Source organism: Paenarthrobacter sp. NPDC090517 (assembly GCF_044769165.1).
GTDB lineage: Bacteria > Actinomycetota > Actinomycetes > Actinomycetales > Micrococcaceae > Arthrobacter.
On record NZ_JBIVXN010000008.1, the window covers coordinates 21,219 to 41,946 of the forward strand.

Sequence of the window (20,728 nt, forward strand, 5' to 3'; positions counted from 1 at the left end):
GTCCGTCAGCTGTCCTTTTCAGAGTCGTCGTCTGAGGTGTTCAGAAGTCCGCGCTGTGCCAGGTCCGCCTCTTCGGAGGCCTCCGGAGGAAGGGGCTCGGTAGCGTCGGGGACGTCGCTGGGAGCGTAGTCAGCGAGGCCGGCAGCGACGCGTTCCTGCTCCGCGGCCTTCTCATAAACGTCGTCGTCGATGTCTTCAGGCATCTTGCCGTGGCCGGAACGGTCGGGATTCGGCAAGGCGTCGTCCTGCGGAACGATGACGTCTTCGACGGCTTCGCCGGTGGTGTTCTGTTCTTCATTGGGGTTGGACATGGCTACTCCTTCTGTTCTGGTTCTCACTTGTCTTTTCCGGATCCTGGCTCGCTCAACTTGCGGTTGAATGCCGCCCCCGGAGCGTCCGGCATGACATTGCTGCCCAGGCCCATGATGCGGGACTTGAGGGAGCCGCCCAGTACGTTGCCGTCGCCTTCCATCAGGGCCTTGAATCCCTGTTTCGCGACCAACGCCGGGTCATCTTTGTCGTCCGTCCCCACCTTGGTATCAAGCAGGTCGGCCCGTTCAAAGAAGTCTGTCTCTGTTGGACCGGGCAGAAGCGTGGTGACAGTGACTCCAGTGCCCTTCAGTTCGTTGCGCAGTGCCTGGCCAAAGGACTGCACAAACGCTTTGGATGCGCCGTAAATGGCTTGGAAGGGTGCCGGAGCGCGGGAGATGACCGAGGATGTGAACAGGATTTTGCCCTTGTTGCGCTGAACCATGTCCGACGCGACCCATTTGGCGATGACAACCGTGGACGTGACGTTCAGGTCGATCGTCTTGAGTTCTGCTTCGAGGTCAGTTTCCACGAAGGGTCCGCCCACTCCGATGCCGGCGTTGATGGCGACTGCTTCCAGTGGCCGGCCCAAGGCGGTGACTGCGGTGTGCAAACGGCTCATGCCTTGCATGTCAGTGAGGTCAAGCTGTTCCGCGTACACCTCCCCGCCTAGCCCCTTGAGCTCCTCTGCGGCCGTGTGGATCTTGTTGTTTTCCGCGACGATGACGGTGTCGAATCCGTTGCTGAGGAACTGCCTTGCCAGTTCGAACCCGATGCCGCTTGAAGCGCCGGTGACCAGAGCCAGCGGCCGGTCGTTAGTCGTCATGGTCATTCCTTTCGGATTGCGGTACAGACAGGTTACTTAGTATTTTCCGATGTGGCACTACCCTGGGTGAAATAGCTGCTCTGCCATTGCCGGGTTTTTGTGGCCTGCCGGTTGCTCACTTCTGACCATGGCGGATAGACCCGGAAGCCGCGCTTTCCGCCGGAGCCTTTCACGGAAACGATCCCGTGCTTGACCAGCGCCGACGTGGGAAAGGAAAAGTGGCCCATGTTGTTCCCTTCCCTCACTGTCACCACCAATAGCCCGGTGCCATCTTCTGCGGGGAAAGGCTCTGTGGAGCCATCCTGGGCGCGGCGCCATACCGCTACGAAGAGGCCTGCTTTCGTAGGCGTGAGCTTGCCGACGCGGAACCGGATCCGTTCCTGCCCTCGGCTCGCGACGGCCGCGCCATATTCATGATTGTCGGGCTCGGGCACAGCTGGTGAATACTGCCCGGAGAATTGACTCAGAACCTGCAATGCCTCGGCTACGTCGGGATGGATATCTTTGGCAGGCACGCTCCCATCCTAGGACGCGTTTCCAGGCTTACAGCTGCCGCAACCCGTCTGCATCCAGCGCCAGGGCAGCAATAGTCACCCGCCCACACTGCTCACCGAACGGATAATCGCCCTTCGGAGTGAAGGTCCGTGTGCTTTCCGGCAGCGCGGTTCCAGAAAGGGAAGCGCCCGTCACGGTCGCCTCAATCGGGCTTTCACTGAGGGCAGGAAGCTCGAGGAAACCCTGAAGCGTCCCGTCGGGCGAGGACGTCGCGGAGCACACGCCATCCGGTGTGCAACCCTGGTCCACGGCGGTCGCCCCGGGGTGCAGGATAAGGTCCTTGTCTGTGCAGATGCCGTCCTGGCACGCCTTCAACCGAAGCGAAGCAACGTCGTCTGCGTAGTTTGCAGCGACGGTCAAGGAAACGCCCGCCACGTGCCCGATCGCCGGGCAGGCCACAGGTTCAGCGAAGCAACCGGGAAGCAGCGCCGCGGTCCCGGCAAGGGTCAAGGCCAATCCGATTCTGCCCATGCTTCAGAGTAGGACCGGGCGCAGCAACTGTCTCCAGCGTCTGCCAAAGAGGCAGTTGCATCGTTACTCCCCTCCCGGTCCCGTTGCCGAACAGATACCGCAGCTGACCAGCGTTACGCCGGAAGCCGCAGACCGCCGTCGTGCATTTCTGCCAGACCGTCCACCAACAGACCTGCAAGTGCCCGCTCCAGTTGCTCGGGCGCCGAGTTGAGCCGATGCAATGCGGCGAGCGGAATTCCGACACCTGAGGGAGCAAACCCCAGGTCGGCCGGCGCCTGCTCAAACATCTCGCGGGGGACGGGTGCGGCGGCTTCTCGGAGGACGGCCATCACGGCGCCGCGTACTTGGCGGTCCGTGCCGTGCCAGGACTGGCCCTTCGGGGTGTACGACGGCGGCGGCTCACCGGCCGCGAGCCAAGCGCAACTGGAGCGAACAGGACAGTCAGCGCACTTGGGGCTGCGGGCCGTGCAGACCATGGCCCCGAGTTCCATGACAGACGCGTTCCAACGTACGGATAACTCCCTGTCCTCGGGCAGGAGGGCGTCGGCCAGTCGCATTTCGCCGGCGGTCAAGGCAGGAGCGGGAAGAGCACTTCCGGAGATGAGCCGCGCGTGCACGCGCCGGATGTTGGTGTCCACCACGGTTTCGCGGCGCCCGAAAGCAAAAGCTGCGACGGCGGCCGCCGTGTAGTTGCCGACCCCCGGCAACCCCAGAAGTTCAACGTAATTATCAGGGACGTGGCCGTCGTGATGGTCCCGTATTGCGACGGCGGCCGCGTGGAGTCGCAGGGCCCGGCGTGGGTAGCCGAGGCGACCCCAATGGCGGACGGCAGCGCCCGATGGCTCGTCGGCAAGGTGGTCGGGCGTGGGCCATCGTTCCATCCAGTCCAGCCACACGGGGAGCACCCGCACAACGGGTGTCTGTTGAAGCATCACTTCGCTGACCAGAATGCCCCACGGGCTGCATTCGGGCTCGCGCCACGGAAGGTCGCGGGCTGTCTCGGAGAACCACTGGTTAAGGGCTTGGTGGAGGCCTGCCAGCTGGCCTGAATCGGGAAGTGTCATGCTGCCATCCACTGTAATGGAATACCGGGGTCGCCGTCCTTGCCAGTGCTCATGGCCGATGTCACACAGGCCGGGATTGGACCCCTGCGGCGTGGAGGTTAGGTGCCCACGCGACCGCGAGCCTAGCCTAGAACCATGGCCAACAAGGGTAAGCAGCAGTCGACCGCGCGCGCATCAGCGCCGGCGAAGGGTGCTGCCCGTGGCTCATCCAGCGCCGGTACGCGGGGCAAAAGTACATCAGTGAACAGGCGCCGACCGAGTCCTGCCGTTTATCGCCGTCGTCGGCAGGTGGTTTTTGGCGCCCTGCTGTTGGTCATCGCTTTGATCGTTGGCGGAGTCATCGCGCTCACAGGGGCGCTCGTCGGGAACCCGGAACCGCAGGCAGTCAGCACGCCTGACGCCTCAACGGCACCGACGCAGGGGACTGCGCCGACAGGAACAGCGGCGCCTTCGCCTTCGGCCCCGCCCACGCCTGTCTGCGATTTCAACCTGATGACCGTAGCCGCCAAGACCGATAAGCCCGCTTACGGCCCGGAGGAGAAGCCGCTGCTGACCATGACCATCACCAACGGCGGCACCGCTCCGTGCGAGGTCAACGTGGGCACCTCCCAGATGGAGTACCTGCTGATGAGCGGCTCGGACCGCATCTTCTCGTCAAAGGACTGCCAGACGGGCGGCGAGGACCTGATCAAGACCATCCAACCCGGTAAGAGCGAGACCGCAAACTTCCCATGGCAGCGCAACCGGACGCTGGAAGGTTGCGCTGCGATCACCGCCAAGCCGGGCGCAGGCGGCGCTTACTACACATTTGAAGCGCGCCTCGGGAACAAGTCGAGTGCCAAGGTTGCCTTCCAGCTGAATTAATCTTTGGCGGGATTAACCTTTGCCCGGTCCCTTACCGGCGCCGCGGATATTCGCCACAACACGGCGTCCTTCCAGAACAATGCGTTTGACCCGGTAGAACAGCTCCGGTGACAGTGAAACGAGTCCCTGCTTGACCGTTCTCTCCGCGGTGGTTTTCAGGCGATTGATCAGTGGCGGTATGCCGTGGCTTTCAATAATCTGGACATGGGTGGCGAACTCCCATTTGTAGGTCTCGGCGCCCTGCAGGAAATCGAAACTTTTATGTCCCGCATCAAAGCTGTGCTTCATGACGCGCAAGAGCATTTCCTTGCCGATTCCGTGCTTTGCGAAGGCCGGGCTGTAGGCCGGAATGAGTGCCAGGTATTCGTCCTGCCAGATAAACCCGGCATGGAAGCCGACGTATTCATCATTCACTTTCAACGTGGACAGGATCAGGTGGCGGTCCTCGAAGAGCCGCCGGAGCATGGCCACGGCTTCAGCGCTTTCCAGCGTTTCGTGTCCGCCCTTGTACTGCTGGATCTTCCATTCAATGCAGGTGTTGAGAGCCGCGATATCCGTATTGTCGAAAACAAATTCAGGCTCGCCAAACTGTTCAGTTAGCTTCCGGAGCCGTTGCCGCTGCGTTCTCAGCAAGCTCTTGCTTCGTTTCCGAATGAGGGTTTGATAAGACTCCCACGTTTCGAATTTTCCCCACATGACCAGCGGAGCCGGGTCCAAGGGGGTCGCGGGAACCACTGAGGTGGGATCCTCATCCGGCAGTTCGATGACGGACGTGACCAGCTTGGGCAGGTACTTCACAGTTGCGGCTGGCCCAGTGGTCGGTGCACCGTTGGCCAAGGGCTTCACGTAGTCGTAGAAGGGGCCGCTGTGGGCCACTCTTTTTCCGTTGATCTCAGCAAGCCGGACCTGGGCCGTACTTCCCTGGAGTGCGTAAGTGTTTAGTTCAGTGCTTTTGGCTCGGTAGAAGTCGCGGGCCAGGCCCGTGAGGAAAGCGTCGGAAGCGTAGAAGTCCATACTGATTTATCCCTGAACTGCCCCGGAGGGCATGACATGTGGGCCCAAAACGAGTTTGGGCAGAGTTGTGTTCCGGGGATAAAACAAGTGAATCGGCTGAGTCCGACTCAACCCATTCTAGAGGAAGCGGTCCAGGAGGCTCGCCTCGGCCATGCGGCTCAGGCCCTCGCGGACTGTGCGGGCGCGCTGATCGCCGATGCCGTCCACGGTCATGAGGTCGTCGATCGTGGCCGCCATGAGGTTCTGGAGCCCGCCGAAGTAGTCCACCAAACGGTCAGCTACCGCCTTCGGCACGGACTTCAAGCCGGACAGCAGACGGTAGCCCCGTGGCTGCACCACGGCGTCCAGCTGCTCCACTCCACCCGCAAAGCCGATGATGTGGGCAATGCGGCTGAGATCAATCAGTTCCGTGGGGCCCAGATTGAGGAGGGCCTGGACGGCTTCCTCGATTTCCTCGGGCGTAGCGTTGGGATCGGAGTAGTCCCGGATGATGACATCGCTGCCGGGGCCACGTCCCACGGTGAGTTCTTCAACCTGGAGGGACAACAGGCGTCCGTCTTCACCCAGTTCCAAGACATACTGGGCGATTTCCTCGGAGATGCGCCGGACCATTTCCTGGCGCTGCAGCGTGACGGCAACATCCCTGACCGTTACAAGCGCCTCTATCTCCAGTGCCGAAAGGGAACTGGTGACCTGGTCCAGGCGGGCGCTGTACCGTTCCAAGGTTGCGAGGGCCTGGTTGGCGCGGGCGAGGACCTTTTCGGAGCCCTCGAGGACGTGGCGCAGGCCGTTCACGTAGAGCGCGATGATTTGCATGGACTGGCTGACGGAAATAACGGGGACGCCCGTCTGGATCGCGACGCGTTCGGCAGTGCGGTGCCTGGTGCCGGATTCCTGGGTTTCAATGCTTGAATCGGGGACCAGTTGGACTGCAGCACGGACAATGTTGCTGGCGTCCTTGTCGCAAATGATGGCGCCGTCCATCTTGGCCAACTCCCGGAGGCGTGTTGGGGAGAAGTCGATTCCGATGTCGAATCCGCCCGAACAGATGGAATCGATGGTGCGATCGTAGCCCAGAACGATCAAGGCGCCGGTGCGTCCACGAAGGATGCGTTCCAGGCCATCGCGCAAAGGAGTTCCGGGTGCGACTCTGGCCAAGGTCGCCTTGAGCGACTCTTCCGGACTCCGGGCCATAGGGTTTCCCTTCGAAGGTGCAAGCCATGGCTCACAGACAAGCTGAATCAGGCGTCAATGCGCGCTACCAAAAATGCCCACATGACGACAAGCACAATGATAGGGCTTCCGGGCGCCGTTAACCGCACCAGTAAGCCCCAAAGTGGGTCATTTCGTTATGTTCGGTGATGCCCGCAAGGTGCATTTTCCGGGCTGTCCGACAGGTGCACTTTCCCGAAGTTTGTCTGCTGACATGGGCGAATATGGCCAGTTGCTGTACTTATTCCACCGTTCCCGGAGAAAGATCGCCTAGTAATCCACCTGCCGCTTGAGCTTGTTCCCCAGCCACAGCATCGCCAGGCTCACCACGAGGAAACCAACCGAAATGGCTACGGCAAACACCACCACGCCGCCCCAGCCACCAGCACGGGCGGGATCGATGAACCAATACGGGTACCAATTGACGAATGCTCCGCGTATGAGGCTGTAGACCAAGTAGCCGATGGGATAGAGCAGCCAGTACCAGATGTGCTTGGGACGGAGGGTGGCCCTGGGCGGTTGGAACAGCCAGTCCGCCACCATCACCACAGGGATCAGGTAGTGGACCACGAAGTTGACCCAGGGGAGCAGGGATCCGAGGTCCTCACCGGCCAGTAGTGCACCAAACACCAGCCCGACAACGGCCATGGCAATGGTGGCAGTGCCTCGAGTAACGTCATCGATCTCGCTGGGCCGCTTTCGGATCAGCACACGATAGCCACTGATCAGCAGCACAAGGGCAGCGAAAATGTTGGACAGGTTGGTGAAGTAACTGAAGAAGTTCCAGAGGTCATAGCCCATGCCCAGATGAACCGTCAGCTGCGTTCCCACCGCCACCAAGGTCAGAAGGCCAAAGAAAAAGCGTCCCCCGATAAGCACATTCCGTTTGGTCATGCCTCTCATCCTCGCCGAACACCCAGCTCAGGAGGCTCCGACACCCCGGCGTGATTACGTGATCAACAGTTCCAGCGCCTCGGCCAGGTGCCCTACTTCACGCACTGAGAAGCCATCAGGGATAACCCCGGCACCTGCCGGGCTGGCCGGAACAATAGCGTGCGTGAACCCGAGACGGTGAGCTTCCTGGATGCGCTGGTTAATCCCTGGCACGGGACGTACTTCGCCAGCCAAGCCCACCTCGCCGAACGCAATGAGCCGTTGGGGGAGTGCCTTGCGAGACTTCGCCGATGCGACCGCCAAGGCAACAGCCAGGTCCGTGGCCGGCTCCGTCAGCTTCACGCCACCCACAGTTGCCACGTAGGAATCATCCTTATGAAGCATGCAGCCGGCACGCTGCTGAAGCACTGCCAGCAACATGGCAACCCTGGAGCTTTCCAGCCCGCTGGTGGCACGGCGGGGCTGGGAATTGGCGCTCTCAGCGAGAAGGGACTGAACCTCCGCCAGCAGCGGCCTGCGACCCTCCATGGTCACCGTGATGCAGGTTCCGGAGACCGGCTCACGGGTCCGCGAAACGAACAGCCCGCTCGGATCGGCCAACCCCTCGATGCCGGCCTCATTGAGATCAAAGCATCCGACGTCGTCCGTAGCCCCGTAGCGGTTTTTCACAGCCCGGAGCAGCCTCAGACGGGAATGGCGCTCGCCCTCGAACTGGCACACGACATCCACCAGGTGTTCCAGTAAGCGAGGCCCTGCGATGGTGCCTTCCTTGGTTACGTGGCCTACCAGCAGCGTTGTCATGTTGCGTCGCTTGGCCGCAGAGATGATCGACGCCGCAACCTCGCGTACCTGGGAGACGCCGCCGGCGCTGCCCTCCACGTCCGCACTGCTCAGGGTCTGCACTGAGTCCACAATCAGCAGCTTGGGTTCGAGCTTCTCCACTTGGCCCAGGGCCTGCCCGAGGTCGGTTTCGGCGGACAGATAAAGAGTATGGGCGACCGCGTCAATTCGCTCGGCGCGCAGCTTCACCTGGGCCGCGGATTCCTCACCCGTGATGTAGAGGACGTCCTGCCCCGTGCGGGCGAACTTCGCCGCGACGTCCAACAGCAGAGTGGACTTTCCTACGCCGGGTTCCCCCGCCAGCAGGATGACGGCACCCGGAACGAGCCCTCCGCCCAGAACGCGGTCGAGTTCGTCCACGCCCGTGGCCAGGAACGCGGCGGTGGTCCCATCCACCTCAGCGATACGGCGGGCGGGCTCCAAAACGGTAGCGGCCGCCGTCGTACGCGCTACTGTGGCGCCGTACTCCTCCACGGTTCCCCAGGCCTGGCACTCACCGCAACGGCCTACCCACTTGATGGCGGTCCAGCCGCATTCGGCGCACTTGTAGGCGGGTGTTTTGGATGCTCGGGAGGTCTTGGAAGCCATGCGTTCAAGCGTAGTGGCGGGCACCGACAGTATTAGCCGCCGAGACGGCACTTACTGACGGTGTCGGGCCGCGGCATTGTCATCAAATGCCACCCCGGCACAAGTTACAGCGCCGGGAGCACCGCCCGGGCCTCGTCCGGTTCCATGCCGCTTGCTTCCAGCAGATCGACCATGAGCGGCCGGAACAGCATGACTACGGTTTCGCCCTCGAGCCTCTGGACGTCCAGCATCTTGGGATGCAGCCGGGCCGCGATATCTGAAAGATCGTTCCGGGCACGGCGGAGATGCACGCGGCGGGTACCCTCACTTTGCTCGGACAATCCAATGGTCATCTCATCAATCGCGGCCGCAGTTTCCTGAAGGACATCGGAGATGCTTTCGATCGCTTCGTCGGACAACGCTGCATGGTTGATTGCGCTGGTGAGGCGCCGGGCGAACACCCGGCTGTTACGGAGCGCGAGGTCGATGTATTCCAGTGAATGCTCCAGGCTGGCGAGTTCGTCGCGATGCCTGCGATGGGCTGGAGCCAAGGTGGCAACCTCACCCGAAGCCCGCAAAGTCTGGCGCATCCGGTCAACCAATGGCTGGCAGTTCCGGCCACGGATCAGGGCGTGCCAAGCCGTGGTGGAGTCGCTCTCAATCATCGCCTTGGCACACTCACGCAGCACCTCCGCGAGCTCATGAAGGATCTTTTGGACGTCCTTCCGGGGCTCCCGCCGCGGATCCTTCGGCACCAGGATGGTCACCAGCAGCGCGAAAACGCCGCCAATGACGGCGTCGAGGCTTCGCGTAAAAGGCCCGCCGGCCGGCGCCGGGAGCAGCACCACCAGCAACGACTGCAGCCCCAGCTGGGTTGTGAAAATCGTGCCGCTGTCCAGGAACCGGGCCAGCAGGATAGAGAAAAGAAGCACGACGGCGGCCTGCCAGATCCCGGCGCCCAGCCAGTGAAGCAGCAGGTCACCAACCACGATCCCCAGCGTGCAGCCAAGGCCAACCTCGATCACGCGACGCAGCCGCGGATCGCGGGAGAAGCCAAGGGCAATCAACGAAGAAGTAGCCGCGAACAGGGGTCCTTGGTGTCCCAGTACGTATTCAGCGAAAGCGTAGGCACCAACGGCGCACACCGTCATCTGAATGGCCGGCGTCAGGGAATTGCGGCTGCGGACCAGGCCCGTGCGGACTCTGGCGCGCAGGAACCTCTTGCTTGCAGAAAATCCCTTCGCGGCAGCCATGCCTTCCAGTCTATTTGCCCAACCCCTCTCAACTACCGCAAGCCAGGTGCCGCTCAAGGTGGCACGCGCCACATAACCCAATGGTCCGCCGTCGTTCACCTTCCGTTCACCTTTCACCGCAGATCCCGTTACCTGCGCTCCTTACCTTCAGTAAAGGAACAAAAAGGTCCACAGCTCGCGCACGCCGAAATCTCCGTTCGGCCCGCATCGAAGAATCCCTGGAAGGGGCACATCCAAGTGAAGGCAACTCACTTCGGCCGCAACGCGGCAATCGCGGTCATCGCAGCCGGCGCTCTCGCGCTCACTGCTTGCGGTTCAGACAACGCAACGGGCACCACTGGCGGCACCCAGTCGGCAGCCTCCGGCCCCAAGGTCACCGGCACCCTGACCGGCATTGGCGCTTCCTCCACCGGCGCAGCCATGGACGCCTGGAAGGCCGGCTTCTCCGCCGCGAACTCCGGCGCAACTGTTCAGTACTCCCCGGATGGTTCCGGCGCAGGCCGCAAGGCCATCATCGACGGCTCGGCACAGTTCGCCGGCTCCGACGCCTACCTGAAAGACGAAGAGCTCGAGAGCTCCAAGGCCAAGTGCGGCCCCGAAGGCGCCATCAACATCCCGGTGTACATCTCCCCGATCGCTGTTGCCTTCAACGTTCCCGGCGTCACCGACCTGAAGCTCGACGCCACCACGGTGGCCAAGATCTTCCGCGGCCAAATCGCCAACTGGAACGATCCCGCAATCGCCGCCCTCAACGAAGGCGTCACCCTGCCGGACCTCAAGGTCACCCCCGTGAACCGCTCCGATGACTCCGGCACCACCACCAACTTCACCGACTACCTCGCATCTGCTGCACCCGAGGTTTGGACGGACAAGGCTGCCGGCATCTGGCCCGCAAGCCTCGCCGGTGAGAACGCCAAGGGCACCTCCGGTGTCGTCAAGACCGTCACCGACACCCCGGGTGCCGTGACCTACGCTGATGACTCCGCTGTTTCCGGCAAGCTGGGCACCGCCTCCATCAAGGTGGGCGAAGAGTTCGTCAAGATCTCCGCAGAAGCCGCTGCCAAGGCTGTCGAAGCTGGCAAGCCTGTTGAGGGCCGCGCCGCCAACGATGTCGCCATCAAGCTGGACCGCAAGACCACCGCATCGGGCGCTTACCCCGTAGTCCTCGTCTCGTACCACGTTGTCTGCACCACCTACGAGACCAAGGAAGTTGCTGACCTGGTCAAGGGCTTCGAAAGCTACGTCGTTTCCGACGAAGGACAGAAGACCGCAGCTGACGCCGCGAAGTCCGCACCGCTCTCCAAGACGCTGCAGGACAAGGCCAAGGCCGCTATCGAAACCATCAAGGCCAAGGCCTAAGGTTTCCCGGCGGGTTGCTGAACCCGGCTGAACACTGAAGTTCCCTGTCCCGCGCGGAGTGGCCGCAAAGCCGCTCACGCGGGGCAGGGAACTTAGCCATGTAAGACCAGTTCACTGAGACTGAAGGATCGTGAAGTGACCACCAACTCCCTGACAACCTCCCAAGGCGCAGGACGCGCCGGGGACAAGGTTTTCTCCGGGGCCGCCATGGCCGCAGGGTGCCTGATTCTCGCGGTCCTCTTCGGAGTCGCGCTATTCCTTGTGGTGCAGGCCATCCCCGCCCTTACTGCTCCGGCTGAGGACATCCAGGGCGGCAACGGCTTCTTCGCCTACATCGCCCCGATCGTGGTGGGCACCTTGATTGCCGCCGTGATCGCCCTCGTCATCGCCACTCCCGTGGCAATCGGCGTGGCACTGTTCATCTCGCACTACGCCCCGCGCCGGCTCGCCTCGGGCCTCGGCTACGTGGTGGACCTGCTCGCAGCCATCCCCTCCGTTGTCTATGGCGCCTGGGGTGCAGCTTTCCTGGCAAAGGAAATCTCCCCGGCCTACGACTGGCTGGCCACCTACCTCGGCTGGATCCCCATCTTCGAAGGTCCGGCATCCGCCACCGGCAAGACCATCCTGACCGCTGGCATCGTCCTGTCGGTCATGGTCCTTCCCATCATCACCTCCCTGTCCCGCGAAATCTTCCTGCAGACCCCCAAGCTGCACGAAGAAGCAGCGCTGGCACTCGGAGCTACCCGCTGGGAAATGATCAAGATGGCCGTGCTGCCCTTCGGCCGCCCGGGCATCATCAGCGCCATCATGCTGGGCCTTGGCCGAGCACTCGGCGAGACCATGGCCGTGGCCTTGGTGCTCTCTTCCGGTGTTCTGACTGCAAGCCTTATCCAGTCCGGCAACCAGACCATCGCCGCGGAAATCGCCCTGAACTTCCCCGAAGCCAGCGGTATCAAGGTCAACACGTTGATCGCAGCCGGCCTGGTGCTGTTCGTCATCACCTTGGGCGTGAACATGATCGCCCGCTGGATCATCACCCGGCACAAAGAATTCTCGGGAGCCAACTAAATGTCCGCCACAGTAGTCCGCAAGCGCTCAGCGCTCACCAAGGGCCAGCTGCCCAAGTTCGCGCCCTACATTGTCCTGGCCGTTGCGCTCATTGTCGGTGCGGCCATCCTGGCGCTCATCGGCTTCAACGCCTTCGGCTGGGGCATCGTCTCCGCCATTCTGTTCGCGGTGGGACTCGTCTCCTGGAGCGGCGCTGTTGAAGGTGCCCGCAAAGCCAAGGACAAGCTCGCCACATGCTTGGTGGTCGGTGCCTTCCTGATTGCATTGCTGCCCCTGATTTCGGTCATCGTCACGGTGCTGGTCAACGGCATTCCCGGACTCATCACTCCCGGCTTCCTGGGCACCTCCATGAACGGTGTCACCGGCGCCTTCGACAACAAGGCAGTGGAAGAGGGCGCACCCGTCCTCGGCGGTATCTACCACGCACTGCTGGGCACCATCCAGATCACGCTCCTTGCCACGGTGATCTCCGTGCCCGTGGGCCTCCTGACTTCCATCTACCTGGTGGAATACGGCAACGACCGTCCGCTGGCCCGCGCCATCACGTTCTTCGTGGATGTCATGACCGGCATCCCGTCCATCGTGGCCGGCCTCTTCGCGGCAGCGTTTTTCTTCGCCATCGTTGGCCCCGGCACCAAGACCGGTGCGGTAGCCGCCGTCGCGCTTTCCGTCCTGATGATCCCTGTTGTGGTCCGCTCCAGCGAGGAAATGCTCAAGATCGTCCCGAACGAGCTCCGCGAGGCCTCGTACGCGCTGGGCGTGCGTAAGTGGCGCACCATCACCAAAGTGGTCATTCCGACGGCGATCTCCGGCATCGCGTCCGGTGTCACCTTGGCGATCGCCCGCGTCATCGGTGAAACTGCTCCGATCCTGGTCACAGCCGGGTTTGCGACCACCATCAACAACAACGTGTTCGGCGGCTGGATGGCCTCGCTGCCCACGTTCATTTACACGCAGATCCTCAACCCGACGTCGCCGTCCAACCCTGGTCCCTCGGACCAACGTGCTTGGGGCGCCGCGCTGGTGCTGATCATCCTGGTGATGCTCCTGAACCTCGGAGCCCGCCTCATTGCCCGTCTGTTCGCACCCAAAACGGGACGCTAGCCGGGCCGGCCACCGGGTTCCCGGCGGCCCCTTCAAACTTCCACACCCCCCAAGGAACAAAGGAACACCATGTCTAAGCGCATCGACGTCAAAGACCTGAATGTCTACTACGGCAACTTCCTGGCCGTCGAGGACGTCAACATCAACATCCAAGCCAAGTCCGTTACGGCTTTCATCGGCCCGTCCGGCTGCGGCAAGTCCACCTTCCTCCGCACGCTGAACCGCATGCACGAGGTCCTCCCGGGCGCGCGCGTCGAAGGCGAGGTCCTCCTCGACGGCGACAACCTCTACGGCCCCGGCGTGGACCCGGTGACTGTCCGCACGCAGGTTGGCATGGTCTTCCAGCGACCCAACCCGTTCCCCACCATGTCCATCCGCGACAACGTGCTGGCCGGCGTAAAGCTGAACAACAAGAAGATCTCCAAGGGCGCGGCCGATGCCCTTGTTGAGAAGTCCTTGGTGGGCGCCAACCTGTGGAACGAGGTCAAGGACCGCCTGGACAAGCCCGGTTCCGGCCTTTCCGGTGGCCAGCAGCAGCGCCTCTGCATCGCCCGCGCCATCGCCGTCGAGCCCCAGGTGATCCTCATGGACGAGCCCTGCTCGGCTCTGGACCCGATCTCCACCTTGGCCGTGGAGGACCTCATTAACGAGCTCAAGGACCAGTACACCGTGGTGATCGTGACCCACAACATGCAGCAGGCTGCGCGTGTTTCCGACAAGACTGCGTTCTTCAACATCGCGGGCACCGGCAAGCCCGGCAAGCTGATCGAGTTCGCTGACACCACCAGCATCTTCAACAACCCTGGCCAGAAGGCAACGGAAGACTACGTCTCCGGCCGCTTCGGATAAGGGGCCCTGCAAGTTCCGGCTTCTATGGGGGGAGTCGGCACAGAACGACGGCGGCCGTCGCCTTGGGGGTACGGCCGCCGTCGTTTTTCCTTACCCAAGTAGGTAACAGCAAACGTCGCAATGAGCGCTCATTGCGACGTTTGCTGTTACTCAGTTGGGTTTAGAGGTCAGCGAGGGGCGAGAACGCCAGCTCCAGGATGAAGGCCGCTGCTGCAGTGATCAGCGGTGTGGCCACCCAGAACAGCAGGATTCTCCGGACAAGGCGCCTGTTGACGGTGTGGAACCGCTGGTTCACGCCCGAACCCAGCACGGACGCGGTCAGCGTATGGGTGGTGGAGAGCGGCAAATGAAAACCGATAGCGCCGATGAAGAGCATCACGGACGTCAAGGTCTGTGCCACGAAGCCGCGCAGGGGATCCACCCGAATGAGTTTGTGTCCGAGGGTGTGGGAGATCCGCCAACCGCCGAACATGGTGCCCGCAGTGAGCATGATGGCGGTGAGCAGGAGGATCCAGAGAGGCACGTCGCTGCCGCTGGACAAGCCCGCGGCCACCATGGCCAGCACCATGACAGCGGCCGTGCGCTGACCGTCCTGAAGCCCATGGCCGAATGCCACAGCGGCGGCTGAGATGGCCTGCGCCCGGCGGAATCGACGGTTCACAACGTTCGGTTGGGTGTAGCGCGCAGCCCACGTCACAGGCCACACCAGCAGGTATGCAGCCACGAAGGCGATGACGGGGGAGAGCACCAGGGGCAGGGCCACTTGGGCCAGCAGGACATTGTCCATGCCTCCCACCGCGTTGCCGCCCACAAGGACACTCGCGGCCCCGGCGCCGATCAGGCCCCCAACCAATGAGTTCGTGGAGGACAAGGGAATGCCCCGCCACCACGCGTATACGCCCCACAGAATGGCTGCGGTGAGCGCGGACGCCAGCATGGTGAGGCCGCTGGTGCCCTCCGGCAGCGTGATCCACGATTGCGTGAAGGCGAGGATGAAGGTGCCGGCGAGCATGGCACCCACAAAGTTGAAGACGGCAGCCAGGAGCACCGCTATTGATGGGGTGAGGGCGCGGGTCCGCGTGGAAAGCGCGACGGCGTTGGAGACGTCGCGGAAGCCGTTGAGGAACGCAAACCCGGAGGCCAAAGCAACCACCAGGACCAGGAAGGTGATGGTCACGTCATGATTCCTTGACGATGATGCTGCCTACCTGAGTGGCGACCTTCCGCATGTCCTTGGTAACTTCCACCAGCTGGTTGGCGATGTCCCGGTGCCGCGCGTACTGAGTGGACTTCATATCCTTGAGCATCTCGGCCACCCAGATCCGGTGTGAGCGCTCTGCGCGCTTGGCCAGCCGAAGGATCTCGATCCAGTAGTCCTCAAGTTCGTCCAGGTCCTCAAGCTTCCGCATCGCGTCCACGGTGAGTTCGGCCTGCCGGCTGATGATCTCCAGCTGGTCTGCAGCGCGCTTGGGGAGCCGATCCAGCTTGTAGAGGGCCACAAGGTCTCCGGCGGCGTCGAGCTTCTCCATGGCCTCATTGAGGTGGCGCGAGAGCGTATACATGTCCTCGCGGGGGAGCGGGTTCACAAAGCTGGTGCGCATGTGTGTGAGCAGGGCGAAATGCAGGTCCAGGGACTTGGACTCGTGCTCGTGCAGTTCTTCCGCGAGACGCTGGTGCTCACTGGCCGGCGCACCGAGGATCTCGGAGAGCGTTCCGGTAGCGGCAACAATGACGCCGGCCATCTGCGCGAGCAGTACGAGCCCGGCAGGTTCCTGGGGAAAAAGGCGCAGCTTCATTTCGCTTCCGGGCTGGGGACGGATGGGCACGGGTGGTTTGACTTGACGCCACCCGTTTCGGTCCCAACTTTACCGGCACCACCGCTACGTCTGGGAAGTGAGCGACGCCGTGGCGGGGAGTTGTCCCCATCGCTGAGCCTTCGTAACCGTGCAACACTGGACAAGCACCGAATTAATCCACTCAATGGGGGAACTATGCGATTCAATAATGTAGCGAAAATCACGGGCCTTGCCGCTGCCGGCTTGCTTGCCCTGACTGCCTGCGGTGGAGCAACGGCGAGCTCGACGACGGCTGGTTCCGAATCGTCGTCGTCCTCGTCTGCGTCAGCATCGCCTTCAGCGTCAGCTTCCCCGTCGGCCTCGACTTCGTCAGAAATCGCCGGCACCTCCTCGGGCTCATACAAGGTAGCGGCCTGGGCGCTGCCCATCTCAGAGGCTGGGGACAAGCTGGGCAGCCTTAAGGGCGACAGCTTCAGCGTAGACATCTACCAGGTGGCCACCGATGTCGCGTCCAAGGACAGCATGTTCGTGGACAAGGAAACCAAGGAAAACCTGCTCAAGAAGGGCGATCCCGTGGTGTACCTGAACTACGTGGTCACCAACACCTCACAGGCCGATATCCCCCTGAGTCATTCTTTGGTGACTCCCAGCGCAAAGTACACGGACTGGAAGTACCTCGGCGGCATGCCGTCCGACTCCAGCAGCGATGGTTACAAGAAGCACGGGCTCAGCAGCTCCGGCACCAAGCTCAAGGAAGAGGCCCCGTTCGTGCTGAAGCCGGGCGAGTCCTTCAACATTGCGGAGAACTTTGCCTACACCGCCGGCAAGGAAACCGAGATCGAGGCAACCATGACTCCTGCTGCAGCCGACGGAAAGCTGGACCACGACAAGAAGGAAAAGGCCGAAACCACGGTCACGCTGAAGTAGTTTCCAGCACGTTTGCCCGGGTCTGCCTCAGCGCAGGCCCGGGCAAATTGCGTTCGGGCATAAAAATGGTGCCGAACCGGATACGCCTCTCGGCGGTAGGCCGCTCGAAGCGGCTATAAGTTGAAGCCCGGGGGTTTCGCGGTTCGACACCAGCTTTAGTTTTCACCGTCAGGCGGGCTAAGTCAACATTGACAGGCCGGGCCGGACGTGGGTACGTTTTGCCCTTTTTGCTGGCTAGTCGAGCTCGCCCAAGCGCCACGCGTTGGCAGCGTGTTCGAGGTCTTCGGCCGTCTTTACCAGCTGGTGGGAATTGCGTGTGAGCTTGCTGGCGTGGCCTTCGTTGCTGTGTTCCGCGCCGTCGGCAAGAGTCGCTTGGCCGAGCGCCACAACGCGGCAGAACGCGGCGGAACGTTCCAGCGCGACGTCGAACTCCCCGTCGAAAGCTCCCGACAAAATGGCGTCAGCCATGGTCTTCATTTCATCGGCTCCCGGCGGCTCTGCTGCACCGGCCACCACGTTGGAAACCTGCGCGGTGTCCCGACCTGCCCTGAAGTAGACGGAGATTTTCTCGGGATTTTGGATGGTAGCGGCGCGGAGGGCGTAGAGCCGCCATAGGGCGCCGGGCAGGGAGCGTGCAGGGCTCTCGGCCCACATCTCGGCGATGGCTTCGAGGCCCTGCTCGTCAGCCAGCTTCACCAGACGACGGGTGACCTTGGGGTCATCGCTGTCACGGCCGCGTCTCACCAGCGCCTGGGCTGCCAGATGGGCGGCCTCCGAAACCCGGGCGGGATCTGCCCCACCGGCGAACGGTTCGAAATCGATGGGCGCGAAGGGCTTGGGTTTGTGATGCCTGTTCGCTCCGCCGTACGCACGTGATCCTGGCTGTTCGCTCATGAGTTCACCGTACTCCTGTGCTCTGGTGGGGTCGAGTAACGGTTGCCGGGGGTGCCGTTCGTGCTTGGGGCGTCGCTTCCTGACCTTCTTTGCCGCCGCACTTGCCGCGACACGCCGCTGCTGTCGCGCGTCGCCGTCGTGTTTCCTCTCAAAGAAGGTCACGACGGCGCGCGTCACCCTGAGTTCCTCGCTGGCCTTGACCTTGGGGTACAGTATTCATGGCTGTTTCAACAGCTGGAGGGCCTTTAGCTCAGTTGGTAGAGCATCGGACTTTTAATCCGTGGGTCGTGGGTTCGATCCCCACAGGGCCCACCCTCCTCGCAGGTCAGAGGCGTTTCGCCTCTGACCTGCTTCTGTTTCAAGGCCCAAATCCAACGGAAACCCAACTAATTGCCCGCTGCAAGCTCGTCTGTGAACGACGACCTGGAAGCGGGAGAGCTTGCCATCAGATCGGCCTTCTATACCACACCCGATCCTGTGGATAAGCCATGCATATTTTTTTGCATGTGGACAGAACGTGTAAAAAAAATAGCCATTTCTTTACACGTCATGGTTACGTTGCTAGTTTCTTTCTATGTCGAACTGGGATCCCAAGAAGCCGCACAACGAACTTCCGCACCTGCCGCCAAAGACTGAAGTGGAGACGGTGGGCGTTCTGAAGTTGGCTATTGAGGCCCGAGCTGCGCTGGCGGCTCTAAACCAAGCGACGTTGTCCATGACCAACCCCAGTGTGCTGATCAATGCCATACCGCTCCTGGAGGCTCAAGCCAGTTCGGAGGTCGAGAACATCGTGACCACGACTGACGAACTGTTTATGCACGCCCAGGACGAGTCCTCTGCCAACCCTGCGACGCGAGAGGCGCTGCGCTACCGGACGGCCCTGTTCGAGGGCTTTGAAAGCGTTACGACTAGGGGGATCGTAACCACCAACACGGCCCGTGAAGTGTGCTCCATCATCAAGATGCACAACATGGATCTGCGGCATTCCAGCGGCACCTACATCGGTAACCCACAGACACAGACCGCGATTTACACTCCCCCAGAGGGTTACTCCGTGATCGATGCCAAGCTGGGGGATTGGGAAATGTTCGTGAACTCCAGCGCCGGCTACGACCCGCTTGTAAGGATGGCCATAGCTCATTACCAGTTCGAAGCCATTCACCCATTCGAAGACGGCAATGGCCGAACAGGCCGCGTTCTCAACGTTCTAATGCTCGTGGCGGCCGGCTTGCTCAGCCAGCCCGTCCTCTACCTGTCCAAGTACATCATCGGTAACAAAAATGACTACTACAAGAGGCTGCTTGCCGTAACGGCTGAGGAAGCCTGGACGGACTGGATCGAGTACATGCTGGAGGGTGTCCGTCAGACTTCGATCTCAACGCTTAAAAAGATTGACGCGATTCGGACGCTCCAGGGCGACATGAAGTTGGAGATGAGCAAGGTTATCAACGGCGGCGGCCACGTAGCCCTTCTGGATATCCTGTTTGAGCAGCCTTACTGCCGCATCTCTAATGTTATGGATATCTGTGGGGTATCGAGGCCTACTGCTACTAACTGGCTGAACGCCTTGAAAGACGGGGGGATCCTTGTAGACGTCAAAGTAGGTCGGGAACGGCTCTTCATAAACACTCGCTACATGAACCTCCTCGTTCAGGATGAATTGCCCGTCGCGGAACCAGGAAGTGGTGACAGGTTGTTTTAGCTCCTGATGCAGGAGTAGCTCCGGCGCCAGCCGTAGGCCTTCTCCGCTGAAAGGGCCGAAAAGGCCTAACTCAGATCCTTGAGACCGCTTTGCGAGAGCTTGGCGAACAATTGAGCGCCGAGCCCGGTGGCCCTGATCTGCTGGTCATATGCCTCTGGTGGCGCTCCAGTCTTGCTCGAAATTACAGGCTCGACCGTAACAAGTCCGGTCTTCTCCAAGTCCAGCACCAGAGGGAGCGCCGCTTCGCCAACCCCCAACTCGTGCCCGATTTCAATCACCGTCAAGACGGTGCCCGTTCCCCATAGTTTCGAGCCTGAACCTGTCGTGCCGGCGTGGTCAACGAGTAGCCCGAGTACACGAATATGCGGCGGCTCAACCACGGACACAATTCGAATCCAGATGCTCTCTAAATCCAGCAGAGCATCATCGGACAGTATCGCGCCCAGGGACCTTCCGAGCGTTTCGGCCTTACCTGCGAGCAGTGTGCGCCGGGCGGCATCGACTGCTTCAGCAGTCAGCAGAATCAAGTCCTCACGCTCCATCAAGCGATGCACGACGTCATCTGGCGATATGCCGGCTTCGATGGCGGCAGAAACCATCAGGCCGTCGACCCGCTTTTCCTGAACCTCCTGCAGCTTCCCTCCAAAGGTGTGCAGCGCCTCCACCATTCCAGCAACAGGTATTGCGATAGGTGGGAAGGCGGCGCTAATGGCTGCCCCCGCTGCGGCGGAGATGCCCTTGCCGACAGGTCCAAGCCCTAGTTGCTGCGGCAAAGGTTCAATTGCCTGGTCAAGGTGTTGACTGTTCCCTTCCTCGCTCATTGAACGATCCTGTTTAGCGCGTCGGCTACTTCCGTGTGTACCGTCTTCCTGCCCATGTAGACATCCTGGGTCATAGAGATCTGTGCATGGCCAAGTTGGTCCGCTCCTACGCGGGCCGACAGTCCTTGCTCATCGATAAGCGTGGCTACGGTCTTCCGGAACGTGTGGGAGGTGACCCAATCGAGCTTGAGTGCTGTCCGAACCCGGCGCCATTGTTTACTGACGGCAGAGGGATCGCGCAGCACGCCTGTTGTGGACGGGAAGACCACATCGTAGATGTTCGTCGGAGCTGACACCCTGCGTGCCATGAGCATGGACAGCGCGAAGTCAGGCAATGGC

At 61.7% G+C, this 20,728-nt stretch carries 22 protein-coding genes and 1 tRNA gene; 8 read left to right on the forward strand and 15 right to left on the reverse strand.

Annotated features, from left to right (window positions below; translation table 11 throughout):
- Nucleotides 1-5: 5 nt before the first annotated feature.
- From ACIQTW_RS19500 to ACIQTW_RS19520, 5 genes are all read right to left on the reverse strand, one after another.
- The gene (locus ACIQTW_RS19500) at nt 6-311 is read right to left on the reverse strand and encodes a hypothetical protein (RefSeq protein ID WP_402940449.1); all 306 of its coding nucleotides are present in this window, start codon (nt 309-311) and stop codon (nt 6-8) included.
- A gap of 23 nt (nt 312-334) precedes the next feature.
- Nucleotides 335-1,135 (reverse strand): SDR family NAD(P)-dependent oxidoreductase, encoded by an 801-nt coding sequence (locus ACIQTW_RS19505; protein WP_402940452.1) that lies wholly within the window; start codon nt 1,133-1,135, stop codon nt 335-337.
- A gap of 32 nt (nt 1,136-1,167) precedes the next feature.
- Complete coding sequence (locus ACIQTW_RS19510) at nt 1,168-1,650, reverse strand: MepB family protein (RefSeq protein ID WP_402940455.1); 483 nt, start codon at nt 1,648-1,650, stop codon at nt 1,168-1,170.
- 28 nt (nt 1,651-1,678) lie between these two features.
- A complete protein-coding gene (locus ACIQTW_RS19515; protein ID WP_402940458.1) occupies nt 1,679-2,161 on the reverse strand; it encodes a hypothetical protein in 483 nt (160 codons plus the stop codon).
- Nucleotides 2,162-2,274: 113 nt separating this feature from the next.
- The gene (locus ACIQTW_RS19520; RefSeq protein ID WP_402940461.1) at nt 2,275-3,225 is read right to left on the reverse strand and encodes an A/G-specific adenine glycosylase; all 951 of its coding nucleotides are present in this window, start codon (nt 3,223-3,225) and stop codon (nt 2,275-2,277) included.
- A gap of 135 nt (nt 3,226-3,360) precedes the next feature.
- Here ACIQTW_RS19520 and ACIQTW_RS19525 point away from each other — a divergent pair, with 135 nt between their 5' ends.
- On the forward strand, nt 3,361-4,089 hold the full coding sequence (locus ACIQTW_RS19525; RefSeq protein WP_402940463.1) for a hypothetical protein: 729 nt from the start codon (nt 3,361-3,363) through the stop codon (nt 4,087-4,089).
- A 12-nt stretch (nt 4,090-4,101) separates the two neighbouring features.
- Here the strand turns inward: ACIQTW_RS19525 and ACIQTW_RS19530 are convergent, their stop codons facing one another.
- The 5 genes from ACIQTW_RS19530 to ACIQTW_RS19550 form a co-directional block, all read right to left on the reverse strand.
- Nucleotides 4,102-5,103, reverse strand: coding sequence for a GNAT family N-acetyltransferase (locus tag ACIQTW_RS19530; RefSeq protein ID WP_402940466.1), 1,002 nt, complete (start codon nt 5,101-5,103; stop codon nt 4,102-4,104).
- Between the two features lie 117 nt (nt 5,104-5,220).
- A complete protein-coding gene (gene disA / locus ACIQTW_RS19535) occupies nt 5,221-6,297 on the reverse strand; it encodes a DNA integrity scanning diadenylate cyclase DisA (protein WP_017197017.1) in 1,077 nt (358 codons plus the stop codon).
- A 288-nt stretch (nt 6,298-6,585) separates the two neighbouring features.
- The gene (locus tag ACIQTW_RS19540) at nt 6,586-7,209 is read right to left on the reverse strand and encodes a Pr6Pr family membrane protein (RefSeq protein ID WP_091464578.1); all 624 of its coding nucleotides are present in this window, start codon (nt 7,207-7,209) and stop codon (nt 6,586-6,588) included.
- A gap of 54 nt (nt 7,210-7,263) precedes the next feature.
- Entirely contained in the window at nt 7,264-8,637 is a 1,374-nt protein-coding gene (radA, locus tag ACIQTW_RS19545; RefSeq protein WP_402940470.1) for a DNA repair protein RadA, read from the reverse strand.
- A 104-nt stretch (nt 8,638-8,741) separates the two neighbouring features.
- Complete coding sequence (locus tag ACIQTW_RS19550) at nt 8,742-9,869, reverse strand: aromatic acid exporter family protein (protein ID WP_402940473.1); 1,128 nt, start codon at nt 9,867-9,869, stop codon at nt 8,742-8,744.
- Nucleotides 9,870-10,106: 237 nt separating this feature from the next.
- Here ACIQTW_RS19550 and pstS point away from each other — a divergent pair, with 237 nt between their 5' ends.
- From pstS to pstB, 4 genes are all read left to right on the forward strand, one after another.
- On the forward strand, nt 10,107-11,228 hold the full coding sequence (gene pstS / locus ACIQTW_RS19555) for a phosphate ABC transporter substrate-binding protein PstS (protein WP_402940476.1): 1,122 nt from the start codon (nt 10,107-10,109) through the stop codon (nt 11,226-11,228).
- 135 nt (nt 11,229-11,363) lie between these two features.
- Nucleotides 11,364-12,296: a phosphate ABC transporter permease subunit PstC gene (gene pstC / locus ACIQTW_RS19560; RefSeq protein ID WP_017197022.1), complete on the forward strand. Its 933-nt coding sequence runs from the start codon at nt 11,364-11,366 to the stop codon at nt 12,294-12,296.
- Complete coding sequence (gene pstA / locus ACIQTW_RS19565) at nt 12,297-13,400, forward strand: phosphate ABC transporter permease PstA (RefSeq protein WP_402940479.1); 1,104 nt, start codon at nt 12,297-12,299, stop codon at nt 13,398-13,400. It begins immediately after the preceding gene.
- A gap of 69 nt (nt 13,401-13,469) precedes the next feature.
- Nucleotides 13,470-14,249 (forward strand): phosphate ABC transporter ATP-binding protein PstB, encoded by a 780-nt coding sequence (gene pstB, locus ACIQTW_RS19570; protein ID WP_011772968.1) that lies wholly within the window; start codon nt 13,470-13,472, stop codon nt 14,247-14,249.
- A gap of 160 nt (nt 14,250-14,409) precedes the next feature.
- On the opposite strand, the gene ACIQTW_RS19575 is transcribed toward pstB, so the two are convergent.
- Together ACIQTW_RS19575 and ACIQTW_RS19580 are read right to left on the reverse strand one after the other, a co-directional pair.
- The gene (locus ACIQTW_RS19575; protein ID WP_402940483.1) at nt 14,410-15,426 is read right to left on the reverse strand and encodes an anion permease; all 1,017 of its coding nucleotides are present in this window, start codon (nt 15,424-15,426) and stop codon (nt 14,410-14,412) included.
- 1 nt (nt 15,427) lies between these two features.
- Nucleotides 15,428-16,045 (reverse strand): DUF47 domain-containing protein, encoded by a 618-nt coding sequence (locus ACIQTW_RS19580; RefSeq protein ID WP_043469600.1) that lies wholly within the window; start codon nt 16,043-16,045, stop codon nt 15,428-15,430.
- A gap of 195 nt (nt 16,046-16,240) precedes the next feature.
- Here ACIQTW_RS19580 and ACIQTW_RS19585 point away from each other — a divergent pair, with 195 nt between their 5' ends.
- Complete coding sequence (locus tag ACIQTW_RS19585; RefSeq protein WP_402940486.1) at nt 16,241-16,972, forward strand: hypothetical protein; 732 nt, start codon at nt 16,241-16,243, stop codon at nt 16,970-16,972.
- A 234-nt stretch (nt 16,973-17,206) separates the two neighbouring features.
- On the opposite strand, the gene ACIQTW_RS19590 is transcribed toward ACIQTW_RS19585, so the two are convergent.
- A complete protein-coding gene (locus tag ACIQTW_RS19590; RefSeq protein ID WP_011772972.1) occupies nt 17,207-17,866 on the reverse strand; it encodes a hypothetical protein in 660 nt (219 codons plus the stop codon).
- 239 nt (nt 17,867-18,105) lie between these two features.
- On the opposite strand from ACIQTW_RS19590, the gene ACIQTW_RS19595 reads away from it, so the two are divergent.
- Both ACIQTW_RS19595 and ACIQTW_RS19600 read left to right on the forward strand, forming a co-directional pair.
- Nucleotides 18,106-18,178: transfer RNA gene (locus tag ACIQTW_RS19595), tRNA-Lys, on the forward strand.
- 262 nt (nt 18,179-18,440) lie between these two features.
- Nucleotides 18,441-19,568 (forward strand): Fic family protein, encoded by a 1,128-nt coding sequence (locus ACIQTW_RS19600; RefSeq protein ID WP_402940488.1) that lies wholly within the window; start codon nt 18,441-18,443, stop codon nt 19,566-19,568.
- 65 nt (nt 19,569-19,633) lie between these two features.
- Here ACIQTW_RS19600 and ACIQTW_RS19605 read toward each other — a convergent pair whose 3' ends face one another.
- Together ACIQTW_RS19605 and ACIQTW_RS19610 are read right to left on the reverse strand one after the other, a co-directional pair.
- Nucleotides 19,634-20,389 carry a hypothetical protein gene (locus ACIQTW_RS19605; RefSeq protein ID WP_402940491.1) on the reverse strand — a complete coding sequence of 252 codons (756 nt, stop codon included), beginning with the start codon at nt 20,387-20,389 and terminating at the stop codon, nt 19,634-19,636.
- Nucleotides 20,386-20,724, reverse strand: coding sequence for a tyrosine-type recombinase/integrase (locus tag ACIQTW_RS19610; protein WP_402940499.1), 339 nt, complete (start codon nt 20,722-20,724; stop codon nt 20,386-20,388). Before ACIQTW_RS19610 ends, ACIQTW_RS19605 begins: the two co-directional genes overlap by 4 nt.
- Between the last annotated feature and the right edge of the window lie 4 nt (nt 20,725-20,728).